We start from the raw sequence: 25,478 nt of genomic DNA, 5'->3' as shown, positions 1-25,478 counted from the left end.
CCTGATCCAACCGCAGTTTAGGAGCAGTTCATGACAACGGGATCGGCGCACGCGCCAACAAAAACCCGCACTAACGCCGAACCCGGCACCCGTCCGGCGGGCAACCGCCGGACGGTTGGGCAGCCCAAACGCAAGCGCAACAGGGACAATCTCGCCGGCTACGTTTTCCTGTCTCCCTGGCTGCTGGGGCTCTTCGCCCTCACGCTCGGCCCGATGCTCTTCTCGCTGTATCTGGCCTTCACCGACTACAACCTCTTTACCGCACCGGAGTGGTCGGGCCTGGCGAACTTCGAACGCATGGCCACCGACGACGTTTTCTGGGGATCCGTTCAGATCACCCTGATCTATGTGCTCGTCGGCACGCCCATCAAACTGGCGGCCGCGCTCGGCGTAGCCATGCTGTTGAACTTCAAGTCGCGGGGCACCGGGTTTTTCCGGTCCGCGTTTTACGCGCCGAGCCTCATCGGTGCCTCGGTTTCCATCGCGATCGTGTGGCGGGCAATGTTCTCCGCTGACGGCCCTGTGGACAGCGGGCTGAGTCTCTTCGGGATCAACCTCGGCGGCTGGGTTGGTGTACCGGCGCTCATCATGCCGATGATGATTTTGCTGGCCGTCTGGCAGTTCGGCGCACCGATGGTCATCTTCCTCGCCGGCCTGAAGCAGGTCCCCACCGAGCTTTATGAGGCGGCCTCCGTTGACGGCGCAAAGGCCTGGCGGAAGTTCATCAGCGTCACACTGCCGATGCTCTCCCCGGTGATCTTCTTCAACCTGCTGCTTGAGATGATCGGCGCGTTCCAGATCTTCGCCTCGGCCTACATCATCGGTTCCGGTACGGGCGGCCCAGCCGGCGCCACCAACTTTTACACCGTCTACCTGTACACACGTGCCTTCACCAACAACCAGATGGGCTACGCATCCGCCATGGCCTGGGTGCTCCTGATAGCGGTGGGCATCCTCGCTTTCATCCTTTTCCGCACCTCCAAGAGCTGGGTGCACTACGGAGGTGACACGAAGTGACCACTATCGAAACAAATCCCACCGCGGTCCCGCCCGTTCAGCCCACGCACAAACGACGACGCAACCCACGCAGGACCGCCTCGACCGTCGCCTGGATTGTCGCGATCGTGGTGCTCACCGCCGTCGTACTCTATCCGCTGGTCTGGATGATCTCGGCGTCCTTCAAGCCGAGTGCGGAGTTCGGATCGAATCAGAGCCTCCTGCCCGAGAACCCGACGATCGACAACTTCATCAAAGTCCTTGAGGGCGTCGCGGGAATCCCCACCTGGAAGTTCTTCTGGAACTCGACCATCCTCGGAATCGGCGCGGTGATCGGTACGGTCATCTCGTCCTCGATGGCCGCCTACGCATTTGCCCGCCTGGACTTCAAGGGCCGGCCGCTGTTCTTCACCATGATGATCGGCACCCTGCTCCTGCCGTTCCACGTGCTGATCATCCCGCAGTACATGATCTTCCGTAACCTCGGCATGGTGGATACGTTCTTCCCTCTGCTGATCGGCAAGTTCCTGGCCACGGAGGCGTTCTTCGTCTTCCTGATGGTCCAGTTCATCCGCAACCTCCCCAAGGAACTGGACGAAGCAGCGCGCATCGACGGCTGCGGGCACTGGCGGATCTACTGGTCCATCACCGTCCCGCTGATCCGGCCCGCGCTGATCACCTCCTCGATCTTCGCGTTCATCTGGAGCTGGAACGACTTCCTCGGCCCCCTGCTCTACCTGAACTCGCCCGAGAACTACCCGCTGCCGCTCGCTCTGCGGGTTTTCAACGACCAGTCGAGTGCCTCTGACTACGGCGCCACCGTCGCGATCTCGGTCCTCGCACTGCTACCTGTCATGCTGTTCTTCGTGATCTTCCAGCGCTTCCTCGTGGCCGGCGTGGCCACCCAGGGCCTGAAGGGATGACAGCCCGCGGCGCCCGCAAGCGGCGCGAACAGCCCCAACCAGACGGCACCCAGCTCAAGTGGCCGGGTGCCCAGGGGAAGTTCGCGCTGTTCGCGGAGGTGCTGTGGATGGGAGTCCTCACCTTCGCCGGCGGGCTGCTGATCATTACGCTGCCCGCCGCGCTCGCCGCCTCCACCAGGCACCTCCACCGCTACCTCCTCGCCGAGCGCTCCACGCTCGGACAGTGGTGGGAAGACTTCATCTCCGCCCTCCGCACGGGCTGGGTGGTCGGATTGACGACGACGGCGCTTGCCGTCGTCCTGCTCTTCAACCTCCTGCTGGCAGGCACCCAGGTGTTGCCGGGCTGGCTGCTGGTGTTCGTCGTCTGCTTCCTGGCACTCACCGCACTGGTATTCGTGCTGCTGCAGTCTGCGGTGCGGTGGACCCCCTCCAAGGGTTGGAAGCGGGCCGTGCGGGAGGGCGTGAACAGTTTCGCCACGGACCCTGGGGCTATTGCGCCGCTGCTCGCCGCCGTCGTTCTTGCGGTTGTGGTGACCTGGCAGTTGCCGCCGCTGGTGGTTCCCGGGCTCGGCTGCCTTGTTTTTGCCGTGCTCGTGGTGAAGGAACGCGAGCGGCGTTAGGTCTCCAACACTTTTAGAAAGGAGCCACCGTGCACTACGGCGGCGATTACAACCCTGAGCAGTGGCCGGAGTCCGTCTGGCCGGAGGATGTCGAGCGGATGCGCGAGGCCGGGGTCACCATGGTGAGCCTCGGTATTTTCGCGTGGTCGCGTATCCAGCCGGCCGAGGACGTTTATGACTTCGACTGGCTTGACCGTGTGATCGAGCTGCTGCACGAGGCGGGCATCGCCGTCGATCTGGCGACGGCCACGGCGTCACCTCCGCCGTGGATGACCGTCGCCTACCCGGACATCCTCGCCGCGGACGAGAACGGTGCGCCGTACTGGCACGGGAGCCGGCAGCACTACGCGCCGTCGTCGCCGTCGTACCGCCGGCTGGCTGCCGCACTGGTGAAGCGCCTCGCGGAACGGTACGCCGACCACCCGGCCGTGGTGCTGTGGCGCGTGAACAACGAGTACGGGTGCCACTTGAACCTGGACTACTCGGACTCGGCGCGGGACGCGTTCCGCGGCTGGCTGCGCTCAAAATACGGAACACTGGACGCGCTGAACTCCGCGTGGGGGACGTGGTTCTGGGCGCAGCATTACGAGTCCTTCGACCATGTTTTCCCGCCACGCAAGGCTCCGTACAGCCACAACCCCGGTCAGCTGCTCGACTTCCGGCGGTTCACGTCCGACATGCTGCTGGAGTGCTACCGGATGGAGCGGGACATCATCCGGGCGGCCGGGGCTACACAGCCTGTGACCACCAACTTCATGGGCGCGTTCAAGCCCGCGAACTATTGGGAGTGGGCGGCGGAGATGGACGTCATTTCCGACGACTGCTACCCGGACCCGAATGACCCGGAGAGCTTCCGCGCCGGGGCGTTCCAGCGTGACCTGATGCGTTCGCTGAAGCCCGAGGTCCCGTGGCTGCTGATGGAGCAGTCCACCAATGCGCTGAACTGGCGGCCCTCGAATGCGCCCAAGGCTCCGGGCCAGATGCAGGCCCTTTCGATGCAGTCGGTTGGCCGGGGCGCCGACGGCATTCTGTTCTTCCAGTGGCGGCAGTCCCGCGCGGGGGCGGAGAAGTTCCACTCGGCGATGCTGCCGCACGCGGGCACGTCCACGCGGACGTGGCGGGAAGTTGTGCAGTTGGGCGAGGAGCTTTCTGCTCTGCCTTCGCTGCCGGCCGGGTCCCGTGATGCCCGCGTGGCGATTGTGTTCGACTGGGAGAACTGGTGGGCTATCGAGGCGCCCGATCACCCGGTGGTGCTGGACTACGTGGCGTGCGTGCAGCGCTGGTACTTCGCGATCCACCGCCAGCACGTGCAGGTGGACTTCGTGCGCCCCACCTCCGATCTTGGATCCTATTCCGTCGTGATTGCGCCGCAGCTGTATCTGCTGACTTCGTCGGGGGCTTCGAACCTCACGCGTTTCGTTGAGGGCGGCGGGTATCTCCTGGTGACGGCGTTCAGCGATGTTGTCGACGAACACGACCGCTTCCGCGACGGCGGCTACCTCACCCAGCTGGGGTCGGTGCTGGGCGTTACGGTTGAGGAGTTCGGGGCGCTGGCTGTCGATGGTCCGGGGCAGTCTTCGGCGCCGGTTTCGTTCGGGTCAACCTCCTTTGACGGCTTCTTCCTGGCCGAAGAAATCGCTGCAACCGACGCGCAGGTGCTCGCTTCCTTCAGCGGTGGGCGCACCTCGGGTTTGCCCGCGTTCACGGCGCGTTCCTTCGGTGCGGGCCGTGCCTACTATCTCGCGACAGTGCCCGACGACGACGGCGCCCGCCTGGTGAGTGCCCACGTGTTCGCGGGTGCCGGCGTCGTGCCGGTGGTCGAGGGATTGCCTGAGTTCGTGGAGGCTGCGCAGCGTGGCGACGTGCTGACGCTGATCAACCACGGGACCGATTCCGTTGCGCTGGAGGTTGCCGGGACGGACTTGCTAACGGGCGAGGACGTCGACAAGGTGCATCTGGAGCCGTACGGCTACGTGCTGCTGCGGAGGTAGGTTCCTCGGTGCGTTCGAACGTTACCCAATCTGCACCGGGGCAGCGGGTTCGCTGGGCGGACGCGGGACTACGCTTCTTGCATGCCGAGAAAGTCTCTCCGGGTCGGGTGCGTTGCACTCGTCTTGCTGACGGCGGGTTGCGGGTGGATACCGCAGCCGAAGCCCGGCACTGAGCCGGGGCCGAACGGGGAGTTGCTGGTGGTCTCGCGCACAGAACCGAGTGATGCTGTGATGCAGGCGCTCTTCGAGGGCGAACTGTTCCTCAATGACGCCTCCTGCGTCGCGGGACGCTCGGCGGAAGGGTACGAGGTGGGCCTGCTCTTCCCCCGTGGCAGTTCCTTCGCGGGCGGCGATGCGCTCGTGGTCCGATCCGGTGATTACGAATTTTCGTTCGGCGTGCAGGTGGCGTTCGGCGGGGGATTCGCTTCCGGTGAGCACAACGTCGAACTGCTCGAGGAGGTACCCAGCGGCTGCAGGTACGAGGAGACGTTCATCGTCCAGACGCTGGGGGAGCCAGGGCAGGCGCCGTCGTCGTCGCTCGACTGATCGGCGCTGTGGTCAAAGCGCAGTTGCTCGGCCCCGCCGTAGATAAGCTGCTGAACCGCTTTCATACTGCCGCTCCTTCAACAACGGGCGCGTCCGCGGGCTGCGCCTTTAGAACGCGGGGTGCAACTGCTACGGCAACCGCCGCGATGACCACGGTCAAGGCGAAGACGCCCGCGAAGGAGGCTCCCGCCGTCGTAAGCGCCGTGAACACAATCCCGGTGGTGGCGAGCGCGAGTGCTCCGCCGAGGGAATCGGAGATGGACAGCGCCGAGCTGTTGAATCCTTCGGTTTGCGGCGTGGACAGTGCGAGCATCATGACGCTGAGGCGTGGGTACATCAGGCCCATGCCGGCGCCGGCGAAGATCCACCCTGCGATTGCGACGGCGGCCGGCCAGTCCAGCACCACGGTCACCAGTGCGAGCAGCGTGGCCGCGAGCACCAGGGCAGAACCCGTTCGCACGGCGAATGCATTGTGCTGTCTGTCTCCCATGCGTCCCTGGATGGCGGACGCGGCGGCCCAGGCGAGTGCGCCGAGCGTCAGGGTGAGTCCGGCGAGTGCCGGTGGGAACTCGTACCGTTCGATGAACAGGTACGGCAGGTAGACCTCCGCACCGAAGAACGCGGCGGACGCGAGACCCCGGGCGAGGATGACGCTCGGCAGGCCCCGCCGCGCGCTGAGCGTGCCGCGCGGTACCAGCGGCCGGACGGCGAAGAGGGCAACCGCGAGTGCGACGACGGCGAGTACCCCGGTGGCGGCGGGAACCTCGGCCGAGAGGTTCAGACCGAGGACTGCGATGGCGGCCAGCGCGGCCCACGCCAGCCTGCCGAGGTTCCACGGGACGGGTGATTCGGGTGCGGAGCGTAGACCGCGCATGGCCGGGAGGAGCATCGCCAACGCCGGGACCACCAGGAAGACGACGCCGAGGAATACCCAGTGCCAGCTGACGAGTTCGGCCACCAGCCCGGCGATGAACGGGCCGACCAGTGACGGCAGCACCCACGCAGCGGCGAAGCCGGCGAAGATTTTCGCGTGCAGGGCGCCCGGGTAGACGCGGGCCACAACAACGTAGAGCGCTACGGTCATTGCGCCGCCGCCGAGGCCCTGGATCAGCCTGCCCGCGACGAGGGCGGGCATGCTGTCGGCGGTTCCCGCGATCAGGAGCCCGGCCACGAATGCGGCGACGGACGCGTAGAGCGGCGCATTGGGTCCTCGCCTGTCGGACCAGTTGCCTGCCGCGACCATGCCGATCACGCCGGTTGCGAGTGGGCCGGCGAACGCCAGGGCGTAGAGGGCCGCGCCGTCGAGTTCGCGGCTCACCAGCGGCATGACGGTTGTGACGGCGAGGGATTCGAACGCACCGAGGACGACGAGCGCGAAGGTCCCGATGGTGACCCACCGGTAGGTCGGGTGGAGGATGCCGGCGGTTCCGGGCGGGCCGGCGGCGGGGCTTGTTGTCATGGACGTAACCGTAGAACCTCAACTATGGTTGAGGTCAATCAGTTCCAACCGAAGGTGATCGATGCCTCATTCTGTGTTGAGTATCGGCGAGTTGTCGGCGCGGAGCGGGGTGTCGCCGTCGGCCCTTCATTTCTACGAGCGCAGCGGATTGATCTCTTCGGAGCGGACGTCGGGGAACCAGCGGCGGTACCGCAGGGATGTGCTGCGGCGGGTGGCTTTCATCCGGGTGTCGCAGCGGGTTGGAATTCCGTTGCGGGACATTCGTGGGGCGCTGGACTCGCTGCCGGAGGGGCGGACACCAACCAAGCGGGATTGGTCGCGGCTGTCGAGTCTGTGGCGTTCTGAGCTCGACGCGCGGATTACCGCGCTGGAGCATCTGCGTCGGGATCTGGACGGCTGCATCGGGTGCGGTTGTCTGAGCCTGAAGTCGTGCACGTTGCAGAACCCTGCTGACGAGCTGGGGTGCGAAGGGGCGGGTGCGCGCCGCTGGGAGTGACCGTTCTGTTGGCTCCGGCTTCGCTCGCCCAAGGGACCGGGGTGCTTCCCAGGAAATGCCTGCACTGCACTCATCGCCTGCAAAATGCTCTCTGCATGCGCTTTCGAGAAGGGTTCATACCCACTGAAGCCACGGCAGGAACCTATTTGCCCCAGCGGTATCCGAACCGCGCCACACAGTGCCAGACGCGTTTGAGCGTCTGCCCGTCATAGCGCTGCTGCTTCGCTGCCTCTCCCACGATGCGAGGGTCCAGCCAGCCGTCGACGGCGATGCTCAGCCCGGCCGCAACCACTTCGGCCCCGCGGTACTCGACGTGCTGCTGCAGTTCATCCACGTGCAACCGGAATCCCTCGTGCCAGGCCAGCTGAATGGGTAAAGTACGGGCCGCGTCTTCCACAAGCGTGCCCCGATATGACGGATCGAGCACGAGCGATTCGAGGTGCTCACCCAATCTGAGCGGGCCGTGAACGTGAGCCTCGATGTGATCATCCAGCACGTCGAACGTTCCCTTTTCCGCCATTTGAATAAGTGGTATGTGCTCGGCCGTTCCGAAATGGGAGGGGAGCGTGCTGCTGTCCGGGTAACAGAACGTTGTTCGTCCCAGCTCACTCTGCGCCAGCCGGAAGTGCGACGATCCGAACCGCGCTGAACCGCCAATCGAACGATGCCGATAGTTCAGCGACCCGTACTTCGGCCGTTCCGCAGCGGGAGCCGAGTTATACGCGCCGCCGAACATCCGGTCCTCCCAGTGCCACCTGTCACCGCCGGGATAGCCGGTCAGGCCGCCGTTGCTGGTACCCGTTTCGAACTGCGAGCGGTACACCGGATCCGATGCCAGCCGGCCAAGGAGGGGCGTGTCACCGACCATACGGTCCGGGTGGAAGTGCAGCGTCACCGCGAGTGAAGGATCGAGGGGAGGACCCGAGACCGTGCCGCGCACAAAGTCGAGCGCATCCTCCCACGCGCTACTCATTGATCGCGGCGTGCAGGTGCATGTCGTGCCAGCCGTCGTCGTGCCTCATCGCACTCCGTTTGGTCCCTTCCAGTGCGAATCCCGTCTTCTCAGCAACACGGCAGGACGCGGAATTCCGCGTCGAGTGGGTCAGCTGAAGACGCTTCAAACCAATGACGTCGAACGCCCACCTCTTCAGCGCCGCAACCGCAAGCGGCGCCACACCCTGCCCCCGTGCGGCGGGCAGGACCCAATAACCCACCTCACCGTCGCCTTCGAAGAGGTTGAGCAGGCTCAGGGCAACCCGCCCGACAACGATGCCTTCGCCGTCGCACACTGCCCAACTGGCGCCGTTCTCCCGCTGCCATCGTCGCGGCCAGCCCCTTATCCACTCAAGCGCCTCCGCTTCCGTGGTGATGCTCCGCCGGTTGAAGAGAGCGATGTCGGGGTCGGTATAGGCACTTACGACGACGCCGGCGTCGTCCTCTGCCCATGGCCGCAACGTCAGGCCGCCGACGGTGAGAACCGGCTGCCGCCCGCGATTCAAGGATCCGGGCGGCAGGAAGGGGTCAATGAGCGGCACGCGGAATCACGTCTCGTACTGCCACGTCGCGTCGGATGGAAGCTCGGGGATGGGCCAGGACGGGTCGGGTTCGAAATGTTCGAACCCTGCGTTGAACGGATAGTCCCAGCGTTCGACGGCGGCAACAGCGTCGTCGCCCGCGCGCCGGATGCGGGCGTGGGCGGCGTCGTCGAACACTCCCGCTTCCTGGGCGAAGGCGAGTTCGTCCTCGTCCTTGAACTTCCACTGCCGGTCCGGGGAAACGACGACGTCGAGGACCAGGTCCGTGCTCACAATTCCCTCCGGGGTTCGGACGAAGGGCTCCTCGATGTTGACGTAGTAGATGTCCCGCACGCCGGGCTGCGATTCGAAGCACCAGACCGAGTACATGGTGTCCGGCTGGAAGATGATTAGGATTCCGCCTCCGCCCCACGTACGCACGGCCTGGGCTCGCGGGAGCGTGAACCGGTCGGAACCCTCAGCGGACCTGGTGTCCGAGCCGTTGGCCAGCACCTGGTGCAGCATTTGCGTGCCCGGGGCGAGCCAAAGGACCAGCCCCTTGTCGCCGTCGTCGACCACCGTGACCGGACGGCAATCAATCAGGTCCGGGAAACCAGGATTGCGGTAGGACCAGGTCACGGTGTCGCCGTGCGCCCACCGCGGCGCACTTGCTTCGTTGAGGAGCTGGCTGAGGCGGTCCAGGTGCATCCTTCCAACCTAGTCCAGCCGCTAGGGCCGGTTCTGCTTCCCATCGAGCCACAGCTCAGCGGACTCGTCACGGTGGACACCATCGGAGCCGACATGCTTTTCGCTGATCGTAGGGCCCTTTTTGATGACATGGACGAGTGCCATCGCATGCCCGCGCCCCAACCCGTAGTCCTCCTTGAGCCATTCCACGATCACGCCGGCCTTCACCGCTGGATCATCGAAACCGCGTTCCTTCGCCTGCACAACGAGCTCCCGAGGTGTCCGGCCCGTCTTGTCCTCGATTGCGTCGAGATACGCCTGAAATGACATGGTGTTCTCCTTACTGGTTGAACCATTCCTGAATCATCGTCGGGGATGCGTGGATGCATATGATCTTCAGCCGGGACGCGCCGCTGTTCTTGAACCCGTGCCAGACGTCAGCGGGCACCACCGCGGTGTCACCCGCGACCGCGGTGAACGTGGTTCTGCCGACGTCGAAGGTTGCCTGACCCTCCAGTACAACCCAGGTTTCGCTGTAGGGGTGGCGATGCAGATCCGGCCCCTTCCCGGGCTCGGCGTCCACCAGGAAGAAGGAGATGCCCGAGCCGTAGTCGGATCCCTCGAACCGAAGCGTTGCACTCCCTGGGATTCGGAGCGCTTCTGCCGGAATGGTCTGTGTTGTTTCCATAACCTGACTACCCTTCGTCGGTGGCGCCGTCGTCGTTGTGATGAATAGTCTCGGACGCTCTAAACGGGACCCGCTACTCTTTCGATGTGGATCGAAACATCGTGACCTTCAGCCTCGGGGCGGACGACATTGGACTGCTGCGCTTCGGACTCTCGCCGGGCCATGAACTCGCGCACGCCGTCCGTACGTTGCAGTCGGCGGGCAGCCGACCACTCCAGTGGGGATGGCTGAGAACAGTCAGGGACGCCGTGCCCGCGGGCGCGTTCAACCTGATGAGGCTGCTCGTCGCGCCCTCTGGCTACTTCCCCGACTTCCTGACCGGCCCAATCTCCGGCGACACCACGCCCGAAGAAGAAATCGCGCACATGCGCTCCACGCCGCCGGATACCGTGCAGACCCACCTGACGAAGGTGCTGCGACTCGCCACGGGCGAACGGCACCAACGCGTGACCGCCCTGATCCGGGAACCGGTCCGGTCACTGAGCCGCATCTGTGACGCCTGGGAAGAACTGTGGGCCGCGCTCATCGCTCCGCACTGGGAACAACTTCGACGCATCCTCCTCGCGGACATCGCCCAGCGCTCGCGGAGCATTGCCCAACAGGGCACGACGGCGATGATCGCTTCCCTGCACGAACGCGTGAGCTGGCACGGCGACAGCGTCCGAGTGCGCATGCACAGTTGGACGGAGTTCGTGCCCTGTGAAGGCAGCGGGCTCCTCCTTGTTCCCAGCGTGTTCGCCAGCCCCTGGTGCTCGGTCCTCACCGAAAAACCGGTACAGCCAACACTCTTCTATCCGGTGCATGCGTTGGCCAACACCTGGCATCAAACGAATACGTCGGCCGAGGGAGCGTTGTCTGCGCTCATGGGAGAGGGCAGAGCGCGCGTTCTGTTGTGTCTGACCGGTCCGCGCTCGACATCGGAGACCGCCAGCCTCTGCTTCCTCGCCGTTTCAACCGCTTCACATCATCTCGCGGCGCTCCGGGAAGCCGGGCTGATCAGCAGCACGCGCGACGGCGCACGCATCCTTCACGCGCGAACCCTCCTGGGCGACTCCCTGGCGGGCTAGCTTTCTTCGGGCGCCGTTCCCTTTTCTTCAGTACGACGGCGGAGGTAGCGCCGGGCAGGCCCAATCCAGGACAGGACCAGCAGGATGGTGAAGAAATTGTTCGCCAGTCCGCCGAGCAGCTGGAACGGCACAATCTGAATCACTGCGGTGATCACGAGCCCGCCGAGGAGTAGGACCTTGATGGCTTTGAGGGCCTGGGCGCTCAGAGGCCGCGGCCACTCAATCGTGGCGGTTAGTCTGTCGTTCCTGTTGCTCGCCTGCTGCATCGTTCCCCTCTCGCGTTAAGGCTATCGCGCCGATGAGTCTTCCGTCCTCCAGTGCAGTTCGGCAACGGAACCGTTGACTGCCCACATAAGCCGTTGTCTAGAAGCTGCGGCTTCGGCGGCAAGGAAACGGAACAGTTGATTCAGCGCGAGGCGACTCACGTAAGGCGGTTGACGTAACTCCCGAGAAACCCCTACCATTTCATTAGACAGAATTTTACTTCCACAATACGAAATCAAAGGGACCTAGCGATGACGTACACCGTGAACTGCTCCATCCTCCTGACCGAGTTGCCGTTGCTCGAGCGTCCGGCCGCTGCGAAGAAGGCCGGCTTCGACGCCGTCGAGTTCTGGTGGCCGTTCAGCACCTCCACCCCCAGCGAGCAGGAACTCAACGAATTCGAGAACGCCATCAACGACGCCGGCGTCCAGCTCACCGGCCTCAACTTCAACGCCGGCGACATGCCCGGCGGCGATCGCGGCCTGGTCTCCTGGCCGGAACGCCAGCAGGAGTTCCGCGCGAACGTCCCCGTCGTCGTCGGAATCGGTGAGCGTCTGGGCTGCAAGGCATTCAATGCCCTCTACGGCAACCGCGTGGATAACGCGACGCCGGAGGAGCAGGACGCCGTCGCCGTCGAGAATCTGGCCTTCGCCGCTGACGCAGTAGCGAAGATCGGCGGCATTGTTCTCCTCGAGCCCGTCAGCGGTGCGGACCGTTACCCACTGAAGAGTGCACAGGATGCGCTCGATGTCATTGCGAAGACGGGTAAGGGCAATATCAAGCTCCTCGCCGATTTCTACCACCTCGCGGTGAACGGCGACGACGTCGGCCAGGTCATCGAAAACCATGCCAAGGACTTCGGCCACATCCAGATCGCAGACGCACCGGGCCGCGGAGCACCCGGAAGCGCGGAGCTACCGCTCGGCGAATGGATTGCCCGCAGCCGCGAACTCGGTTACGAGGGCCACATCGGTCTCGAGTACAAGGAGCCCGCGGAAACGGCCTTCAACTGGGCCATCCGCCAGCACGCAACCCGCTAACCCATCAAATCTCCATCGAGTCAGCAGAAATGACTATAAAAACCGGAAACAACTAGCCGTTTCTGCTGATTCGATGACACACACCCAAAGGACAAGCACAATGAGCAAGCAGAATATTGCAGTTATCGGACTCGGAATCATGGGCCTGCCCATGGCCAAGAACCTCGTCAACGCCGGCCACCACGTCACCGGCTTCAACCTCAGCCAGGACGCGATCGACAAGCTCATCGCCGAAGGCGGCCACGGCGCAACCAGCATCGCGGACGCAGTGAAGGAAGCTGACGTCGTCATCACCATGGTGCCGGACTCCCCGGACGTTCGTGGTGCGGTAACGGGCGACGACGGCGTGTTCGCCAACGCCAAGAAGGGCACCTTGTGGATCGACGCGAGCAGCATCCGCCCCGACGTCGCCGCTGAACTGGCCGGGGAGGCCAGGGAAGCCGGCCTACGCGCACTGGATGCGCCCGTCTCCGGTGGCGAGCAGGGTGCCATCGACGGCGTTCTATCCATCATGGTCGGCGGTGAGGCAGCCGACTTCGCCGCGGCGGAGGAAATCCTCAACGTCGTCGGCAAGACCGTGGTCCATGTTGGACCTGCCGGCTCCGGCCAGACCGTGAAGGCCGCCAACCAGCTGATCGTCGCCGTCAACATCGGTGTACTTGCCGAAGCAATCGCCTTCCTTGAGGCCTACGGTGTGGACACCGACGCCGCACTGAAGGTCCTCGGCGGAGGACTTGCCGGGTCCAAGGTGCTCGACCAGAAGGGCCAGAAGATGCTCGACCGCAACTTCGACCCCGGCTTCCGCCTCGCCCTGCACCACAAGGACATGGGCATTGTCACCTCAGCCGCCCGCGAAGCCGGCGTTGCCACCCCACTGGGTGCCGTCGTCGCGCAGTTGGTTGCCTCGCTCGTCAACACGGGCGACGGCGGCCTGGACCACTCCGGCCTCTTCAAGCTGATCAACCAGCTGTCCGGCAAGAAATAACACCCAAACTTTCGTGCAGCTCAGGTGAGCCGACGACGTCGAAACTCGTCTGAGCTGCACAAACTTCCCTTCAGTAGGAGCACACCATGCCTAAGATGCGCGCTGTTGACGCAGCCGTTGCGATCCTGGAAAAGGAGGGCGCCACGACGGCGTTCGGCCTGCCGGGTGCCGCAATCAACCCCTTCTATTCCGCGATGCGCGCCCACGGCGGCATCCACCACGTCCTCGCCCGCCACGTTGAAGGCGCTTCGCACATGGCGGAGGGCTTCACCCGGGCCAAGGCCGGCAACATCGGTATCTGCATCGGCACATCCGGGCCCGCCGGCACCGACATGATCACCGGTCTCTACTCGGCGTGGGCTGACTCGATCCCGATCCTCTGCATCACAGGCCAGGCGCCGGTGGCGAAGCTGCAGAAGGAAGACTTCCAGGCGGTGGATATCGCCTCGATCGCCAAGCCGGTCACCAAGATGGCCGTGACCGTGATGGAAGCCGGGCAGGTTCCGGGCACCTTCCAGAAGGCGTTCTACGAGATGCGCACCGGTCGCCCCGGGCCGGTCCTGATCGACCTGCCCATCGACGTCCAGCAGACGGAGATCGAGTTCGACCCGGACGCCTATGAGCCACTTCAGGTCCACAAGCCCGCAGCCACGCGCAAGCAGCTGGAGAAGGCGCTGGACATGCTGACGGCGGCCGAGAAGCCGCTGATCGTGGCCGGCGGCGGCATCATCAACGCCAACGCTTCCGAGCAGTTGGTGGAACTCGCCGAACTGTTGAACATCCCCGTCATCCCGACCCTCATGGGCTGGGGCACCATCCCCGATGACCACGAGCTGATGGCCGGAATGGTCGGCCTGCAGACCTCCCACCGCTACGGCAACGCGACCATGCTGGAGTCCGACTTCGTGATCGGCATCGGCAACCGCTGGGCCAACCGCCACACCGGCGCCCTCGATGTCTACACCAAGGGCCGCAAGTTCGTGCACATCGACATCGAGCCTACGCAGATCGGCCGCGTATTCGCGCCGGACTTCGGCATAGTGTCCGACGCCGGTGCCGCCCTGAGCGGTCTGGTCGAGGTCGCGCGCGAACGCAAGGAACAGCAGGGCCTGCCGGACTGGAACGCCTGGGTGAAGGACTGTGCGCAGCGGAAGTCGCTGCTGCAGCGCAAGACCAACTTCACCAACGTTCCCGTGAAGCCGCAGCGTGTGTACCAGGAGATGAATCAGGCATTCGGCCGGGACACCCGCTACGTGTCGACGATCGGCCTCTCGCAGATCGCCGGCGCCCAATTCCTTCACGTTTACGAGGCCCGCAACTGGATCAACTGCGGCCAGGCCGGACCACTGGGGTGGACCGGACCCGCAGCGCTCGGTGTGGCGCAGGCAAGCCCGGGGGAGACCGTCGTCGCACTTTCCGGTGACTACGACTTCCAGTTCATGATCGAGGAACTGGCCGTCGGCGCGCAGTTCCAGTTGCCGTACATTCACGTGGTGGTGAACAACTCGTACCTCGGCCTGATCCGTCAGGCACAGCGCGGTTTCGAGATGGATTACCACGTGTCGCTCGCCTTCGAGAACGTGAACGCTCCCGAGCTGGACGGCTACGGCGTAGACCACGTCAAGGTTGCCGAAGGCCTGGGCTGCAAGGCGATCCGCGTCCGCGAGGCCGACGATCTGCAGGCCGCCTTCGAGAAGGCGCGTGCGCTCATGCTCGAGTACCGCGTACCGGTGATCGTTGAGGTCATCCTGGAGCGCGTCACCAACATCTCGATGGGTGCTGCCGGAATCGACGCGATCAACGAGTTCGAGGATCTCGCCGAATCCGCCGACGACGCCCCGACCGCGATCTCACTGCTGGTCTGAGCGGGTTGGTGTAATACGGGAATGCGAATCGTCATCGCACCGGACAAGTTCAAGGGATCGTTGTCCGCGCCAGAGGTCGCCTCAGCTTTGGCGAAGGGCCTCCTCAGCGCGGATCCGGACCTTGACGTGGATCTGGTTCCGGTTGCCGACGGCGGCGAGGGCACGCTTGATGCTGCTATCGCCGCCGGGTTCAGCCGTCACGTCACCACGGTTTCGGGGCCAACCGGCGAGCCGGTCGAGGCGCCGATCGCCATCCGCGGCTCGAAGGCAGTGATCGAGATGGCGCTCGCGTCCGGGCTGGCAGTGCTTCCCGGCGGTGTGCGCAAGGCGCGGATTGCATCCAGCATAGGCACCGGCGAGCTGATTCGGTTCGCGCTTGATCGTGGCTGCACCAGCATTGTGCTGGGCGTCGGCGGCAGTGCGAACACCGACGGCGGCGCGGGCATGCTCGTTGGACTGGGCGCTGCCCTGCTCGACGACGCCGGCACCCCGCTTCCCGGCGGCGGCGCGGCTCTGGCTGACCTCGCCTGGATTGACCTCTCGGGCCTGGATCCGCGCCTTGCGACGACGGAGATCACCCTGGCGTCCGACGTCGACAATCCGCTCCTTGGCACCAACGGTGCCGCTGCGGTCTTCGGGCCGCAAAAGGGAGCAACGCCCGACGACGTCGCGCACCTTGACGGCGCCCTCGCCCGGTTCGTTGAGGTGCTTGAGCAGGAACTGGGCCCCCGTGCCCGTGCGCAGGCGGACGCACCCGGCGCAGGGGCGGCGGGCGGCGTAGGTTACGCGGCGCTCGCGGTGCTGAACGCACAACGCAGGCCGGGTATCGACGTCGTACTCGAACTGACCGGACTGGCAGAAAAGCTGGACGGCGCTGACCTGGTGATCACCGGTGAAGGCAGCCTGGATGAGCAAAGCCTGGGCGGAAAGACGCCGCTGGGTGTGGCGAAGGCCGCCGCCGGGATGCAGGCGATTGCGGTGTGCGGGCGGACCACTCTCACGCCTGAACAGACTGCCGCTGCGGGCTTCTCGCGTGTGTACGCGCTGACGGACCTGGAGCTGGATGTTGGAAAATGCATTGCAAACGCCGGTCCGCTGCTGGAACGTGTTGGACAGGACATCGCCGCCCGCCTCGGTGTGGGTGCTGGCGTTCGAGTTGGAGGAACTGAATGACCAATTCTTATGTCCTCGTGATCCGGGGCGAGAGGATCTTGACGACCGCAGGCATCGCGCCGAGGGAAGTCGGCGTGCGGGACGGCGTGATCGTTGCCCTGGAACCGCTGGGCAACGGGCTCGACGGCGCCACCGTCGTCGAGCTCGCACCGGACGAGACGCTGATCCCCGGCCTGGTGGACTCCCATGTGCACGTCAACGAGCCCGGGCGCACCGAGTGGGAGGGCTTCGCGTCCGCCACGAAGGCTGCGGCTGCCGGGGGAGTGACCACCATCATCGACATGCCGCTGAACAGCATCCCGCCCACCGTGAACGTGGACGCGCTCGAGCAGAAGCGGACAGCCGCTGAGACTCAGGCCTTTGTCGACGTCGGGTTCTGGGGCGGCGCGATTCCCGGCAACAAGGCCGACCTGCGGCCGCTCCACGACGAGGGTGTGTTCGGGTTCAAGTGCTTCCTGCTGCACTCGGGTGTGGACGAGTTCCCCCATCTCGAAGCGGACGAGATGGAAGAGGACATGGCGGAGCTCGCAACGTTCGATTCGCTGATGATCGTCCACGCGGAGGACTCGCGCTCCATCGATCGGGCGCCGCACGCAGAGGGGGATCAGTACTCCAGGTTCCTCGCTTCCCGGCCGCGCGGGGCGGAGAACGTTGCCATCGCGGAGGTCATCGAGCGGGCGCGGTGGACGGGGGCACGTGCGCACATCCTGCACCTGTCGTCGTCGGATGCGCTGCCGATGATTGCTACGGCCAAGCGCGACGGCGTTTCCCTCACGGTCGAAACCTGTCCGCACTACCTCACGCTCCTGTCAGAGGAAATCCCGAACGGCGCGACAGCGTTCAAGTGCTGCCCGCCGATTCGTGAAGCGTCCAATCGTGAGCTGCTGTGGGAAGGGCTGATCGACGGGACAATCGACTGCATCGTGTCGGACCACTCGCCGTCGACCCTCGACCTGAAGGACTTGGAGAACGGCGACTTCGGAGTGGCCTGGGGCGGAGTCTCCTCGCTGCAGCTCGGCCTTTCGCTGATCTGGTCGGAGGCGCGCCAGCGGGGAATCGCGCTGGAGCAGGTTGTGGAGTGGATGTCTGCGCGTCCGGCCGCTCTCGCCCGGCTGCAGCGCAAGGGGCAGCTGGCGCTGGGGTACGATGCGGACTTCTCCGTCTTCGCCGCCGATGAGACCTTCGTGGTGGACGTGAATAAACTCCACCACAAGAATCCCATCTCGCCGTACGCCGGAAAGGCGCTCTCCGGCGTCGTACGTTCGACCTACCTCCGCGGAGAGGTTCTGGACCTGGAGAAGCCGACCGGGCGCCTGCTGCGTCGCGGCGCTTCGTAACCCCCCCGCATCGACTCAGTAGAAATAGCTAGTAAATCCCCACGAACGTCGTTATTTCTGCTGACTCGATGCCTGTAAAGACTCCGGAAGGGTGCTAGCACGTCCGTCCGGGAACATGGAAGGCCCTCCCTTTTGAGTCGGGGAGGGCCTTCTTGCTTGCATCGACTCTCCAATAGGTGACTCTTTGGAAGCCGAAACGGTCACCTATTGGAGAGTCGATTCGAGAAAAGCTACGCGACGCCGAGCTGCTCGCGGAGCCGGGATACGTGCCCCTTGGCATCGACGCCGTATTCGGCCTGCTGCACGTTGCCGTCCGGGTCCACCACCACGGTGGAACGGATGATTCCGACGACGGTTGAGCCGTTCACCTGCTTCTCGCCGTACGCGCCCCATGCCTTCGCGACGGCGTTGTCCGCATCCGACAGCAGGGGATACGGGAGCCCGTGATTGCTGCTGAAGGAGGCCAGCTCGCCCGGAGTGTCGGGCGAGATTCCGATCACGCTGAACCCGGCACCCTGCAGGGACGCCAGGTTGTCCCGGAAGTCACAGGCCTCAGTGGTGCAGCCGGGGGTCTCCGCCTTCGGATAGAAGTAGACAACGACGCTACGGCCGCGAAATTCGCTCAGGCTCATGGGCTGGCCATAGGCGTCGGGCAGGGTGAAGGATGGTGCTGTATCTCCGGTTGCAAGGGACATCAGGTCCTCTTTCGTTTGGTGGAAGTTGATTACCGCCTTATGGAAAGCTTAGGGAAGCGCTATGTAGGGGTCAAACGGGCATTGTGGTCGTAGTGTTCACCGTGCTGGTGGGTCACGCGGTGGATTACGACGACGGCGGTTGCGTAAGGTTCTAGGTATGGCCTCCCTTCGAAACAGTCGCGCTGCTGCGCTTCCCGCCAAGCTGTCCCGTTCATGGTTGCTCGCGTCCGCCGCATCGGAGGCCAACTTCGCGCCGGCGCTTGCCTCGGAGGCTGACTCAGTGGTGTTCGATATGGAAGATGCAGTGCCCGCAGAGCACAAGAAAGAGGCTCGCGAGCGGGTCGTCGAAGCACTCTCCACCGGAATGACGGCCTGGGTTCGCGTGAACGGGATTGAGACCGATTACTGGGCGGAGGATCTCGCTGCCCTCTCCAAGGCACCGGGCCTGCGCGGGGTGATGCTCGCTATGACCGAAAAGCCCGAGCAGGTTACGCATACCGCGATGCGCCTGCAGGCTGGAACACCGGTGCTCGCACTCGTCGAATCGGCTCTCGGGATCGAGAACGCGACGGCAATCGCCAGCGCCCCCGGGACATTCCGGCTTGCCTTCGGCGTCGGGGACTTCCGCCGCGACACGGGTGCCTCCGATGATCCGATGGCGCTCGCCTATGCAAGGGCAAAGCTCGTTGTGGCTTCGCGGGTGGGTCAGCTGCCGGGCCCCATCGACGGCCCGACCGTGGGCGCGCTCGGAGATGATCTGCTGGCCGCGTGCAAGGTCACCGCTTCCATGGGCATGACCGGCAAGCTGTGCCTTATGCCGGATGCTGCGGACACCATCAACAAGGGCCTTTCGCCGAGCGAGTCCGAAATTCTGTGGGCACATGAACTGCTCGAAGCCCACGCTTCCGGTGCGGTGGTGGGCGATGGTTCCTACCTGCCGCGTCTAGCGCGTGCGCAGAAAATCTCCTCGCTGGCGGATTCCTACGGGCTGTGGAACGCCTGATTCTCCGCCGGTAGGTTGGGCCGCGCATTCTCGACTGCAGCGATCAGCGCCCCAGGGTCCCGCACTAACGCGCGATCTTCCGGTGTTTTCCAAAGGTGCACCAGCAGGGCGTACATGAGTTCGGGATCGAATGCGTGCCGCTCCGGATGAATGATGCACTCGCTCGCTTCACTGGTCTGGGCAGCAGTCTCGATCCGGATCAAGGGGGTACTCCGAACGACGCCATCCAGTAACGGAAGGTTCTTCGCCAGTGGAGTTATGGCTCTCAGGTCCTCCCAACGATAGAAGGCCTGCGGGATGGGCGGGGTGTTTTTTGGCGTAACCAGTTTCGGCGGGCTTTTCAGCTTTGCAGCGTCCGGGATGGCAAGTCCGGAATCGAATACGGTGAATCCGGTTTCGCCCGGCTTCGGTCTGAACAACAGTGCCATGAGTGACACGAGCGTCCCCAGAAACAGGAGAATGGACAGCCCCGTAACCCACAGTAAGGTCCAGCGAAAATCGCTGTTCCAGCGGGTAGGTTCCATGCCGAGATACGTGAAATGCGATGTCGCTGCAAGACAGAAGTACGCCACGGCTATGAGCGCGACCCGCACAATTCCCCTGACCGGGACGGCTTTCTCCGGGACATGCAACCCAACACCATGCGGCCATTCGACGCTGCTCAATTCCCGCTTGCTCGAAGGAGGGTTTCGAAGGAACGGCAGGAAAGCCAGGATGACTGCAGCCAGCGTTATTCCGAGGAACGTCCAGCTCAGAGACGCCAGATACATCAACAGCAGCGCTGCTCCCGCCAACGCACAAAGAACCGCGGAACGGGCAATCACGCCGCGTAGGGTCAGAGGCGGTTCCCATATCCGACCGTCTGTGCGGCGAACCGCGATCTGTGTAGGCATGATTTCGACTCTGCCAGAACCTGTCGGACCGCGGAACTGATTCGAGGATCTGTGGATAACTGCGCGCGGTAGGGTTCACGCCCATGGGGGAGATTAAAGCGCCAAGCACAAAGACGCCTGCATTCATTGAAGCGGCGTGGGTGGTGGCCGGTGCTTTCGCCGTGGCGACAGCGCTGTGCCTGATTGCCGCCGGCGTTGGGCTGGGCTTGACAATCGTGTGGTGGCGCACGGGTTCATCATCTTCGCGGCGATCCTGCTTTTGGGCGCAATCGCCGCTTCCGTACTGTTTGCGGTCACCCCGCGCTCTTACCTGGATCCCGCTGAACCTGTGCAGCCGAGTGAGACTTATCGCTACAAGCCCTGCTACAGCGGTGGCACCAACGACTGCATGGGCGGCTGATCCACCCTCGAACGACGACGGCGGCCCCCACTGGAAGGTGAGGGCCGCCGTCGTCGTCGGTTCAGTAAGAGCTACCGGCGCCGGTAGCGGTTGACCATGGGGCAATCGAAGGGGTCGCGTGCCGAGAGGCCAACGCGGTTCAGGTACGAAACCACCGCGCCGTAGGACGCCGCAACGCCGACCTCGGTGTAGGGGACCTTCAGACGCTCACAGTGCTCGCGAACGATTACTGCGGCCCGGCGGAGGTGCGGGCGCGGCATGTCGGGGAAAAGGTGGTGCTCGATCTGGAAATTCAGCCCACCGAAGGCGTTGTTGATGAAGTTTCCGCCGCGGATGTTGCGGGAGGTGAGCACCTGCTTCTGGAAGAAGTCGAGTTTGCTGTCCTTCGGGATGACCGGCATGCCCTTGTGGTTGGGGGCGAAGGAAGCGCCCATGTAGATGCCGAAAACCGCGAGCTGCACACCAAGGAATGCAAATGCCATGCCGATGGGGAGGAACCAGAACAGAATGCCGAGGTAGAGGCCAAACCGTACCGCGAGGAGCGCCAGTTCAACGTAGCGGCCCTTCATAGCGCCGGGCCGGAACAGAGTCGCGATGGACCGGGCGTGCAGGTTGATGCCCTCGAAGGTTAGGAGCGGGAAGAAGAGGTAGCCCTGGCGCCGGGTAATCCACGCCTGGATTCCCTTGGCTTTCGCGGCGTCTTCCTCGAGGAACGAGATGGTGTCCACCTCTATATCCGGGTCCTTGCCGACCACGTTGGGATCGTTGTGGTGGCGGGAGTGCTTGTTCATCCACCACTGGTAGCTGATTCCGACGACGCCGGCGGCAAGGATGCGGCCGGACCAATCATTGGCGCCGCGCGAGGCGAAGATCTGGCGGTGGGAGGCTTCGTGAGCGAGGAACGCGATCTGGGTCAGAACCACACCGAGGACCCCGGCGATGAGCAACTGGAACCAGGTGTCGCCAAGGAGCGCGAAGCCGGTCCACGCTGCAGCCATGGCTAGTGCGAGGAGGGCGAAGACCGAGATGTAGAACCGGCGACGACGGGTCAGCAGGCCTTCCTTGCGCACTTCCTTGAGGAGAGTGGCGTAGGAGGCGACGACGTCGTTCGGTTTCGCCACGCGAACGGTGCGGGCGGGTGCGGCAATGCTCATAAAAGTCCCTGAAGTCGGTAATCGACTTCCCAGCCGCGGAGGGTCCCCAAATTCCCGAAGATTCTTCAATGTTACAGGCGCCACCTGAACAGAGGCTGGAAATATGCAGCCTGCTGACTATATTCGCACTGGCGACGAAACGTCACGCCGTCAGTTTGGCCAGTTCGCGCCGAATTCCATCGAAATGGCGCTTCAGCCGTTCCGCAGCCATCGCTTTGTCTCCGGATTGAACCGCGGACAGAATGTCCCGATGGATTGCCGCGGTCTCGATCAGATCGACCGGGTCTCCTCCCACCTCGGAGTGGATCTTGCGGTAAACCTTCCAGAAGACTGACATCAGGTTGGAAAGGAGCTCATTGCTCAAAGGCTCGAACAGCTGACGATGAAACTCCTCGTCGATATCAGCGAAACCCTCGCCCCGTTCGGCGGCACCCTCCATTCGCTGTACCGTCGCGTCGATGGCGGTCAGATGATCCTCTGACATCAATTCCATCGCATCGCCGATCAGCCCCGATTCAAGTGCCTGACGCACGTCAACGAGCTGAATGGCCTCCTTGCCCTGATGGCGGAGCGAGAGCCGACCGCGGAAGGTCAGGCCGTCGGTCAGCGCATCGAAATTGCTGGGGGCCACGAACATGCCGAACCCATGGCGGATTTCCACAACCCCGAGCGCCTGGAGGACTTTGAGTGATTCACGCAGCGTGTTGCGTCCGATGCCAAGCTCAGCTGCCAGCTCGCTTTCGGTCGGGAGCGGATCTCCTGCCTCGAGTCCTCGTTCAAGGATGAGGTCCATGATCTCTGCCTGCAGGGCGCGCAAACGAGCCTGCGCGCTGAAGCGGGCCTGGCGAAGCGGGGCATCTATGCTCATGTTTCTCTCCTCGGGGATCAATGAGTCTTAAACATAGGTTATCGGATGTCGGACGACATGGGGAGACTTTCGCAATCCGCTTGACCGTCCACTGTGATCAGTCTTACAGTTAGGTCATAGCATCGGACATCCTACATCCGATAACCAATCTTGAATGGTGAGGCGCATTGATGAGCAACACTTTTGAATCCAGGGGCCTTCTGAAGGAACCCAACCGACGCAATTTCCTGAAACTGGCGGGTGTCATGGGCGCGGCCGCGGCTTTCGCTGGTTCAATCTCGGCCTGCAGTCCCGGCGGCAGCCCGGAGCCCGCGGGAGAAAACGGCGAACAAGGGGCCGGATCGATTGAAGCCGGCATCTCCTATCAGCTCTCCACAGGCTTTGACCCGATGCTTGCCACCGGTGCCACCCCGCTCGCGGCGAACCTCCACATTTTCGAGGGGTTGATCGAACTCCACCCCGCAACCCGCCAGCCGTACCTGGCGCTTGCTGCGGCCGAACCGGAGATGATCGATGAAACCACCTACCGGGTCACGCTGCGCGACGGTGCGAAGTTCCACAACGGTGAAGATGTAACCACTGACGACGTCGTCTTTTCCTTCGAGCGAGTGCTTGATCCCGAGAACGCATCGCTGTTTGCCGGTTTCATCCCGTTCATTGACTCCGTCACGGCTGTGGATGAAAAGACCGTCGAATTCAAGCTCAAGTATGCGTTCCCCGGCTTCGGTCCACGCATCTCCGTTGTGAAGGTCGTTCCGCAGGCCGCCGTCGAGGCTGATCCCGACGGCTTCGACCTGGCGCCCATCGGCACCGGCCCGTTCAGCCTTGTCTCCGCCGTGAAGGAAGACAAGATCGTCTTCAAGAAGTTCGCGGACTACAACGGCAAGTACCCCGCCCGGGTCGAGGACATGACCTGGCTCCTCATCGCAGATCCTGCTGCCCGCGTCGCCTCGATCCCGTCCCGGGCGCAGGCCATCGAGGACGTGCCCTACCTCGACGTTGATCAGCTGAAGAGCAAGGTCGACGTCGAGTCAGTGCAGTCCTTCGGGCTCCTGTTCCTGATGTTCAACTGCGCATCCGAGAAGTTCGCGGACAAGCGCGTCCGTCAGGCATTGCACTACGCCATGAACACTGAGGACATCATCACCAAGGCTCTCCTCGGGAATGCGGCCCCGGCAACCTCCTACTTCCAGGAGGGCCACCCCTCATACTCTGAGGCGTCAACCGTGTACGGCTTCGACGCGGAGAAGGCCAAGTCACTGCTGCAGGAAGCCGGCGCGGAGAACCTGACGGTAACCCTGACCTCCACCGACACCGGCTGGGTCACCAAGGTGGTGCCCCTGATCAAGGAGAACTGGGACGCTATCGGCGTGAGCACCACCCTTGAGATCCTGCAGTCCGCAGCCGTCTACGCACCGGAGAAGGTCAACGGAGGCAACTTCGACGTCCTGTGCGCCCCGGGCGATCCCTCGGTGTTCGGCAACGACGGCGACATCCTCCTGAGCTGGTTCTACCGCGGTGACGCGTGGATGACGGACCGGGCAGCCTGGAGCGAGACAGCCGAGTATGCAGAGGTGCAGGCCAAGCTCGATGAGGCGGTCAGGCTTGAGCCCGAGGCAGCGAAGGCAGTTCACGCTGACATCATCAACATCGTGGCAGAGGAAGCACCTCTCTACCCGATCTTCCACCGTCAGCTGCCCACTGCCTGGGACAGCAGCGCGCTGGACGGCTTCCAGCCACTTCCCACCACCGGTGTTGCCTTCATCGGAGTTGGCCGAAAGTAGAACCGCGTAGTCCGGTGGGGACGTCTTCGGGCGGCCCCACCGGAATCCGCGAAACGTACGGAGACTTAGAGTGACCACGTTATTCCGCCTCTTGGGGCGAAGGCTTGCAGCCCTGCCGTTCATGCTCCTGGGCGTCACCATCATGGTGTTCATCGTCTTGTCCGTGGTGCCCGCCGACCGCGCCACCGCAGTTCTCGGCCCCGAGGCGACCGAGGAGATGAAGCACGCGTGGCGCGAGGAGCGCGGGCTCAACGACCCCCTCATTGTGCAGTTCTTCCGGTACCTGGGCGGTCTGCTGCGCCTTGACTTCGGCGTGACCAACCCACCCGAGGAGTCAGTGGCCACAAAGATCGCAGCCGCCTTCCCTGTCACCCTTCAGTTGACTTTGCTCGGCGTGCTTCTCGCGGTGGTCCTCTCGCTCATCCTCGGTGTCCTCGGCGCCCTCTATCGCGACAAGTGGCCGGACCAGGTCATCCGGATCTTCTCTATCGCCGCGATTGCCACGCCCTCGTTCTGGCTCGCGATCCTGCTGATCCAGTGGTTCGCCCTGCCGGAGGGCTCGCTCTTTCCTACAGGCGGGCTCGCCTGGGCGGACCAGTACGGATTTGTCGGGTGGCTCTACGCGATGGCTCTACCTGCGCTTGCCCTTGGGATTCCAGTCTCGGCGTCCCTGATCCGGGTTGTACGTACATCCATGGTTGAAGAACTCGACCGCGACTACGTACGAACCGCCATCGGTAACGGCGTCCCTTACCGCACGGTCGTGGCTCGGAACGTGCTGCGCAACGCTCTCGTCACGCCCGTCACGGTGCTCGGTCTGCGCGTGGGCTACCTGCTTGGCGGCGCCGTCGTCATCGAGAAGATCTTCAGCCTCAACGGCATGGGCGACCTCATCGTGACGGGCTTGACGACGTCGGACACCAACCTCGTGCAGGGAGCGGTCCTGGCGATCGCCGTTGCCTTTGTGCTCGTCAACATCCTGGTTGACGTTCTTTACCTGCTCATCAACCCGCGGATTCGGACGGTATAA

The 25,478-nt window shown here is 63.9% G+C and carries 27 protein-coding genes; 16 read left to right on the top strand and 11 right to left on the bottom strand.

What is annotated here, in order from left to right:
• Window positions 1-30: 30 nt before the first annotated feature.
• The 5 genes from BJ994_RS14965 (at window position 31) to BJ994_RS14945 (ending at window position 5,076) form a co-directional block, all read left to right on the top strand.
• Window positions 31-1,017: a carbohydrate ABC transporter permease gene (locus tag BJ994_RS14965; RefSeq protein ID WP_167995229.1), complete on the top strand. Its 987-nt coding sequence runs from the start codon at window positions 31-33 to the stop codon at window positions 1,015-1,017.
• Window positions 1,014-1,919, top strand: a complete 906-nt coding sequence (locus tag BJ994_RS14960) for a carbohydrate ABC transporter permease (protein WP_425339390.1) — start codon at window positions 1,014-1,016, stop codon at window positions 1,917-1,919. Before BJ994_RS14965 ends, BJ994_RS14960 begins: the two co-directional genes overlap by 4 nt.
• Window positions 1,916-2,539 carry a hypothetical protein gene (locus BJ994_RS14955; protein WP_167995228.1) on the top strand — a complete coding sequence of 208 codons (624 nt, stop codon included), beginning with the start codon at window positions 1,916-1,918 and terminating at the stop codon, window positions 2,537-2,539. The genes BJ994_RS14960 and BJ994_RS14955 overlap by 4 nt, the downstream gene beginning before the upstream one ends.
• Before the next feature lie 29 nt (window positions 2,540-2,568).
• On the top strand, window positions 2,569-4,530 hold the full coding sequence (locus BJ994_RS18465) for a beta-galactosidase (RefSeq protein ID WP_342450391.1): 1,962 nt from the start codon (window positions 2,569-2,571) through the stop codon (window positions 4,528-4,530).
• A gap of 81 nt (window positions 4,531-4,611) precedes the next feature.
• A complete protein-coding gene (locus tag BJ994_RS14945; protein ID WP_167995227.1) occupies window positions 4,612-5,076 on the top strand; it encodes a ribose-phosphate pyrophosphokinase-like domain-containing protein in 465 nt (154 codons plus the stop codon).
• 61 nt (window positions 5,077-5,137) lie between these two features.
• Here the strand turns inward: BJ994_RS14945 and BJ994_RS14940 are convergent, their stop codons facing one another.
• Window positions 5,138-6,535 (bottom strand): MFS transporter, encoded by a 1,398-nt coding sequence (locus tag BJ994_RS14940; RefSeq protein WP_167995226.1) that lies wholly within the window; start codon window positions 6,533-6,535, stop codon window positions 5,138-5,140.
• Window positions 6,536-6,596: 61 nt separating this feature from the next.
• Between BJ994_RS14940 and soxR the strand changes: the two genes are divergently transcribed.
• On the top strand, window positions 6,597-7,031 hold the full coding sequence (gene soxR, locus BJ994_RS14935) for a redox-sensitive transcriptional activator SoxR (RefSeq protein WP_167995225.1): 435 nt from the start codon (window positions 6,597-6,599) through the stop codon (window positions 7,029-7,031).
• Window positions 7,032-7,173: 142 nt separating this feature from the next.
• Here the strand turns inward: soxR and BJ994_RS14930 are convergent, their stop codons facing one another.
• From BJ994_RS14930 to BJ994_RS14910, 5 genes are read right to left on the bottom strand one after another with little or no spacing between them, the layout of a single operon-like run.
• Window positions 7,174-8,004 (bottom strand): DUF3626 domain-containing protein, encoded by an 831-nt coding sequence (locus BJ994_RS14930; protein WP_167995224.1) that lies wholly within the window; start codon window positions 8,002-8,004, stop codon window positions 7,174-7,176.
• Window positions 7,997-8,566 (bottom strand): GNAT family N-acetyltransferase, encoded by a 570-nt coding sequence (locus BJ994_RS14925; RefSeq protein ID WP_167995223.1) that lies wholly within the window; start codon window positions 8,564-8,566, stop codon window positions 7,997-7,999. The genes BJ994_RS14930 and BJ994_RS14925 overlap by 8 nt, the downstream gene beginning before the upstream one ends.
• Before the next feature lie 6 nt (window positions 8,567-8,572).
• Window positions 8,573-9,253 carry a ribonuclease FAU-1 family protein gene (locus BJ994_RS14920; RefSeq protein ID WP_167995222.1) on the bottom strand — a complete coding sequence of 227 codons (681 nt, stop codon included), beginning with the start codon at window positions 9,251-9,253 and terminating at the stop codon, window positions 8,573-8,575.
• Window positions 9,254-9,274: 21 nt separating this feature from the next.
• Complete coding sequence (locus BJ994_RS14915; RefSeq protein WP_167995221.1) at window positions 9,275-9,562, bottom strand: DUF4287 domain-containing protein; 288 nt, start codon at window positions 9,560-9,562, stop codon at window positions 9,275-9,277.
• A gap of 10 nt (window positions 9,563-9,572) precedes the next feature.
• Entirely contained in the window at window positions 9,573-9,920 is a 348-nt protein-coding gene (locus BJ994_RS14910) for a cupin domain-containing protein (protein ID WP_167995220.1), read from the bottom strand.
• Window positions 9,921-10,006: 86 nt separating this feature from the next.
• On the opposite strand from BJ994_RS14910, the gene BJ994_RS14905 reads away from it, so the two are divergent.
• Entirely contained in the window at window positions 10,007-10,987 is a 981-nt protein-coding gene (locus tag BJ994_RS14905; protein WP_167995219.1) for a DUF5937 family protein, read from the top strand.
• On the opposite strand, the gene BJ994_RS14900 is transcribed toward BJ994_RS14905, so the two are convergent.
• Window positions 10,984-11,253, bottom strand: coding sequence for a hypothetical protein (locus BJ994_RS14900; protein WP_167995218.1), 270 nt, complete (start codon window positions 11,251-11,253; stop codon window positions 10,984-10,986). The genes BJ994_RS14905 and BJ994_RS14900 overlap by 4 nt on opposite strands.
• Window positions 11,254-11,502: 249 nt before the next feature.
• Here BJ994_RS14900 and BJ994_RS14895 point away from each other — a divergent pair, with 249 nt between their 5' ends.
• From BJ994_RS14895 to allB, 5 genes are all read left to right on the top strand, one after another.
• Window positions 11,503-12,291: a hydroxypyruvate isomerase family protein gene (locus BJ994_RS14895; RefSeq protein ID WP_167995217.1), complete on the top strand. Its 789-nt coding sequence runs from the start codon at window positions 11,503-11,505 to the stop codon at window positions 12,289-12,291.
• A gap of 73 nt (window positions 12,292-12,364) precedes the next feature.
• Complete coding sequence (locus BJ994_RS14890; RefSeq protein WP_167995216.1) at window positions 12,365-13,276, top strand: 2-hydroxy-3-oxopropionate reductase; 912 nt, start codon at window positions 12,365-12,367, stop codon at window positions 13,274-13,276.
• Between the two features lie 86 nt (window positions 13,277-13,362).
• Entirely contained in the window at window positions 13,363-15,141 is a 1,779-nt protein-coding gene (gcl, locus tag BJ994_RS14885) for a glyoxylate carboligase (protein ID WP_167995215.1), read from the top strand.
• A 21-nt stretch (window positions 15,142-15,162) separates the two neighbouring features.
• The gene (locus tag BJ994_RS14880; RefSeq protein WP_167995214.1) at window positions 15,163-16,314 is read left to right on the top strand and encodes a glycerate kinase; all 1,152 of its coding nucleotides are present in this window, start codon (window positions 15,163-15,165) and stop codon (window positions 16,312-16,314) included.
• A complete protein-coding gene (gene allB / locus BJ994_RS14875) occupies window positions 16,311-17,651 on the top strand; it encodes an allantoinase AllB (protein WP_167995213.1) in 1,341 nt (446 codons plus the stop codon). The genes BJ994_RS14880 and allB overlap by 4 nt, the downstream gene beginning before the upstream one ends.
• 230 nt (window positions 17,652-17,881) lie before the next feature.
• On the opposite strand, the gene bcp is transcribed toward allB, so the two are convergent.
• The gene (gene bcp / locus BJ994_RS14870; RefSeq protein ID WP_167995212.1) at window positions 17,882-18,346 is read right to left on the bottom strand and encodes a thioredoxin-dependent thiol peroxidase; all 465 of its coding nucleotides are present in this window, start codon (window positions 18,344-18,346) and stop codon (window positions 17,882-17,884) included.
• A 157-nt stretch (window positions 18,347-18,503) separates the two neighbouring features.
• Between bcp and BJ994_RS14865 the strand changes: the two genes are divergently transcribed.
• Window positions 18,504-19,349: an HpcH/HpaI aldolase/citrate lyase family protein gene (locus BJ994_RS14865; RefSeq protein ID WP_167995211.1), complete on the top strand. Its 846-nt coding sequence runs from the start codon at window positions 18,504-18,506 to the stop codon at window positions 19,347-19,349.
• Here BJ994_RS14865 and BJ994_RS14860 read toward each other — a convergent pair.
• Complete coding sequence (locus tag BJ994_RS14860; protein WP_167995210.1) at window positions 19,328-20,242, bottom strand: hypothetical protein; 915 nt, start codon at window positions 20,240-20,242, stop codon at window positions 19,328-19,330. The genes BJ994_RS14865 and BJ994_RS14860 overlap by 22 nt on opposite strands.
• A gap of 220 nt (window positions 20,243-20,462) precedes the next feature.
• Between BJ994_RS14860 and BJ994_RS14855 the strand changes: the two genes are divergently transcribed.
• Window positions 20,463-20,642, top strand: coding sequence for a hypothetical protein (locus BJ994_RS14855; RefSeq protein WP_167995209.1), 180 nt, complete (start codon window positions 20,463-20,465; stop codon window positions 20,640-20,642).
• Between the two features lie 71 nt (window positions 20,643-20,713).
• Here BJ994_RS14855 and BJ994_RS14850 read toward each other — a convergent pair whose 3' ends face one another.
• Both BJ994_RS14850 and BJ994_RS14845 read right to left on the bottom strand, forming a co-directional pair.
• Window positions 20,714-21,796, bottom strand: a complete 1,083-nt coding sequence (locus BJ994_RS14850) for a fatty acid desaturase family protein (RefSeq protein ID WP_167995208.1) — start codon at window positions 21,794-21,796, stop codon at window positions 20,714-20,716.
• A gap of 142 nt (window positions 21,797-21,938) precedes the next feature.
• Window positions 21,939-22,664 (bottom strand): FadR/GntR family transcriptional regulator, encoded by a 726-nt coding sequence (locus tag BJ994_RS14845; RefSeq protein ID WP_167995207.1) that lies wholly within the window; start codon window positions 22,662-22,664, stop codon window positions 21,939-21,941.
• 170 nt (window positions 22,665-22,834) lie between these two features.
• Between BJ994_RS14845 and BJ994_RS14840 the strand changes: the two genes are divergently transcribed.
• Entirely contained in the window at window positions 22,835-24,448 is a 1,614-nt protein-coding gene (locus BJ994_RS14840) for an ABC transporter substrate-binding protein (protein WP_167995206.1), read from the top strand.
• Between the two features lie 70 nt (window positions 24,449-24,518).
• Window positions 24,519-25,478 (top strand): ABC transporter permease subunit, encoded by a 960-nt coding sequence (locus BJ994_RS14835; protein WP_167995205.1) that lies wholly within the window; start codon window positions 24,519-24,521, stop codon window positions 25,476-25,478.

Origin of the sequence: Arthrobacter pigmenti, from assembly GCF_011927905.1 — a bacterium.
Lineage (GTDB): Bacteria > Actinomycetota > Actinomycetes > Actinomycetales > Micrococcaceae > Arthrobacter_D > Arthrobacter_D pigmenti.
This window is presented reverse-complemented; position numbering and strand designations above follow the sequence as displayed.

What these genes read in the sequence shown, in the direction of transcription:
- BJ994_RS14965 (WP_167995229.1), top strand. Translation starts at nt 31, where the DNA reads ATGACAACGGGATCGGCGCACGCGCCAACAAAAACCCGCACTAACGCC.
- BJ994_RS14955 (WP_167995228.1), top strand. Translation starts at nt 1,916, where the DNA reads ATGACAGCCCGCGGCGCCCGCAAGCGGCGCGAACAGCCCCAACCAGAC.
- BJ994_RS14945 (WP_167995227.1), top strand. Translation starts at nt 4,612, where the DNA reads ATGCCGAGAAAGTCTCTCCGGGTCGGGTGCGTTGCACTCGTCTTGCTG.
- BJ994_RS14940 (WP_167995226.1), bottom strand. Translation starts at nt 6,535, where the DNA reads ATGACAACAAGCCCCGCCGCCGGCCCGCCCGGAACCGCCGGCATCCTC.
- soxR (WP_167995225.1), top strand. Translation starts at nt 6,597, where the DNA reads ATGCCTCATTCTGTGTTGAGTATCGGCGAGTTGTCGGCGCGGAGCGGG.
- BJ994_RS14930 (WP_167995224.1), bottom strand. Translation starts at nt 8,004, where the DNA reads ATGAGTAGCGCGTGGGAGGATGCGCTCGACTTTGTGCGCGGCACGGTC.
- BJ994_RS14920 (WP_167995222.1), bottom strand. Translation starts at nt 9,253, where the DNA reads ATGCACCTGGACCGCCTCAGCCAGCTCCTCAACGAAGCAAGTGCGCCG.
- BJ994_RS14915 (WP_167995221.1), bottom strand. Translation starts at nt 9,562, where the DNA reads ATGTCATTTCAGGCGTATCTCGACGCAATCGAGGACAAGACGGGCCGG.
- BJ994_RS14910 (WP_167995220.1), bottom strand. Translation starts at nt 9,920, where the DNA reads ATGGAAACAACACAGACCATTCCGGCAGAAGCGCTCCGAATCCCAGGG.
- BJ994_RS14900 (WP_167995218.1), bottom strand. Translation starts at nt 11,253, where the DNA reads ATGCAGCAGGCGAGCAACAGGAACGACAGACTAACCGCCACGATTGAG.
- BJ994_RS14895 (WP_167995217.1), top strand. Translation starts at nt 11,503, where the DNA reads ATGACGTACACCGTGAACTGCTCCATCCTCCTGACCGAGTTGCCGTTG.
- BJ994_RS14890 (WP_167995216.1), top strand. Translation starts at nt 12,365, where the DNA reads ATGACACACACCCAAAGGACAAGCACAATGAGCAAGCAGAATATTGCA.
- gcl (WP_167995215.1), top strand. Translation starts at nt 13,363, where the DNA reads ATGCCTAAGATGCGCGCTGTTGACGCAGCCGTTGCGATCCTGGAAAAG.
- BJ994_RS14880 (WP_167995214.1), top strand. Translation starts at nt 15,163, where the DNA reads ATGCGAATCGTCATCGCACCGGACAAGTTCAAGGGATCGTTGTCCGCG.
- allB (WP_167995213.1), top strand. Translation starts at nt 16,311, where the DNA reads ATGACCAATTCTTATGTCCTCGTGATCCGGGGCGAGAGGATCTTGACG.
- bcp (WP_167995212.1), bottom strand. Translation starts at nt 18,346, where the DNA reads ATGTCCCTTGCAACCGGAGATACAGCACCATCCTTCACCCTGCCCGAC.
- BJ994_RS14865 (WP_167995211.1), top strand. Translation starts at nt 18,504, where the DNA reads ATGGCCTCCCTTCGAAACAGTCGCGCTGCTGCGCTTCCCGCCAAGCTG.
- BJ994_RS14860 (WP_167995210.1), bottom strand. Translation starts at nt 20,242, where the DNA reads ATGCCTACACAGATCGCGGTTCGCCGCACAGACGGTCGGATATGGGAA.
- BJ994_RS14850 (WP_167995208.1), bottom strand. Translation starts at nt 21,796, where the DNA reads ATGAGCATTGCCGCACCCGCCCGCACCGTTCGCGTGGCGAAACCGAAC.
- BJ994_RS14845 (WP_167995207.1), bottom strand. Translation starts at nt 22,664, where the DNA reads ATGAGCATAGATGCCCCGCTTCGCCAGGCCCGCTTCAGCGCGCAGGCT.
- BJ994_RS14840 (WP_167995206.1), top strand. Translation starts at nt 22,835, where the DNA reads ATGAGCAACACTTTTGAATCCAGGGGCCTTCTGAAGGAACCCAACCGA.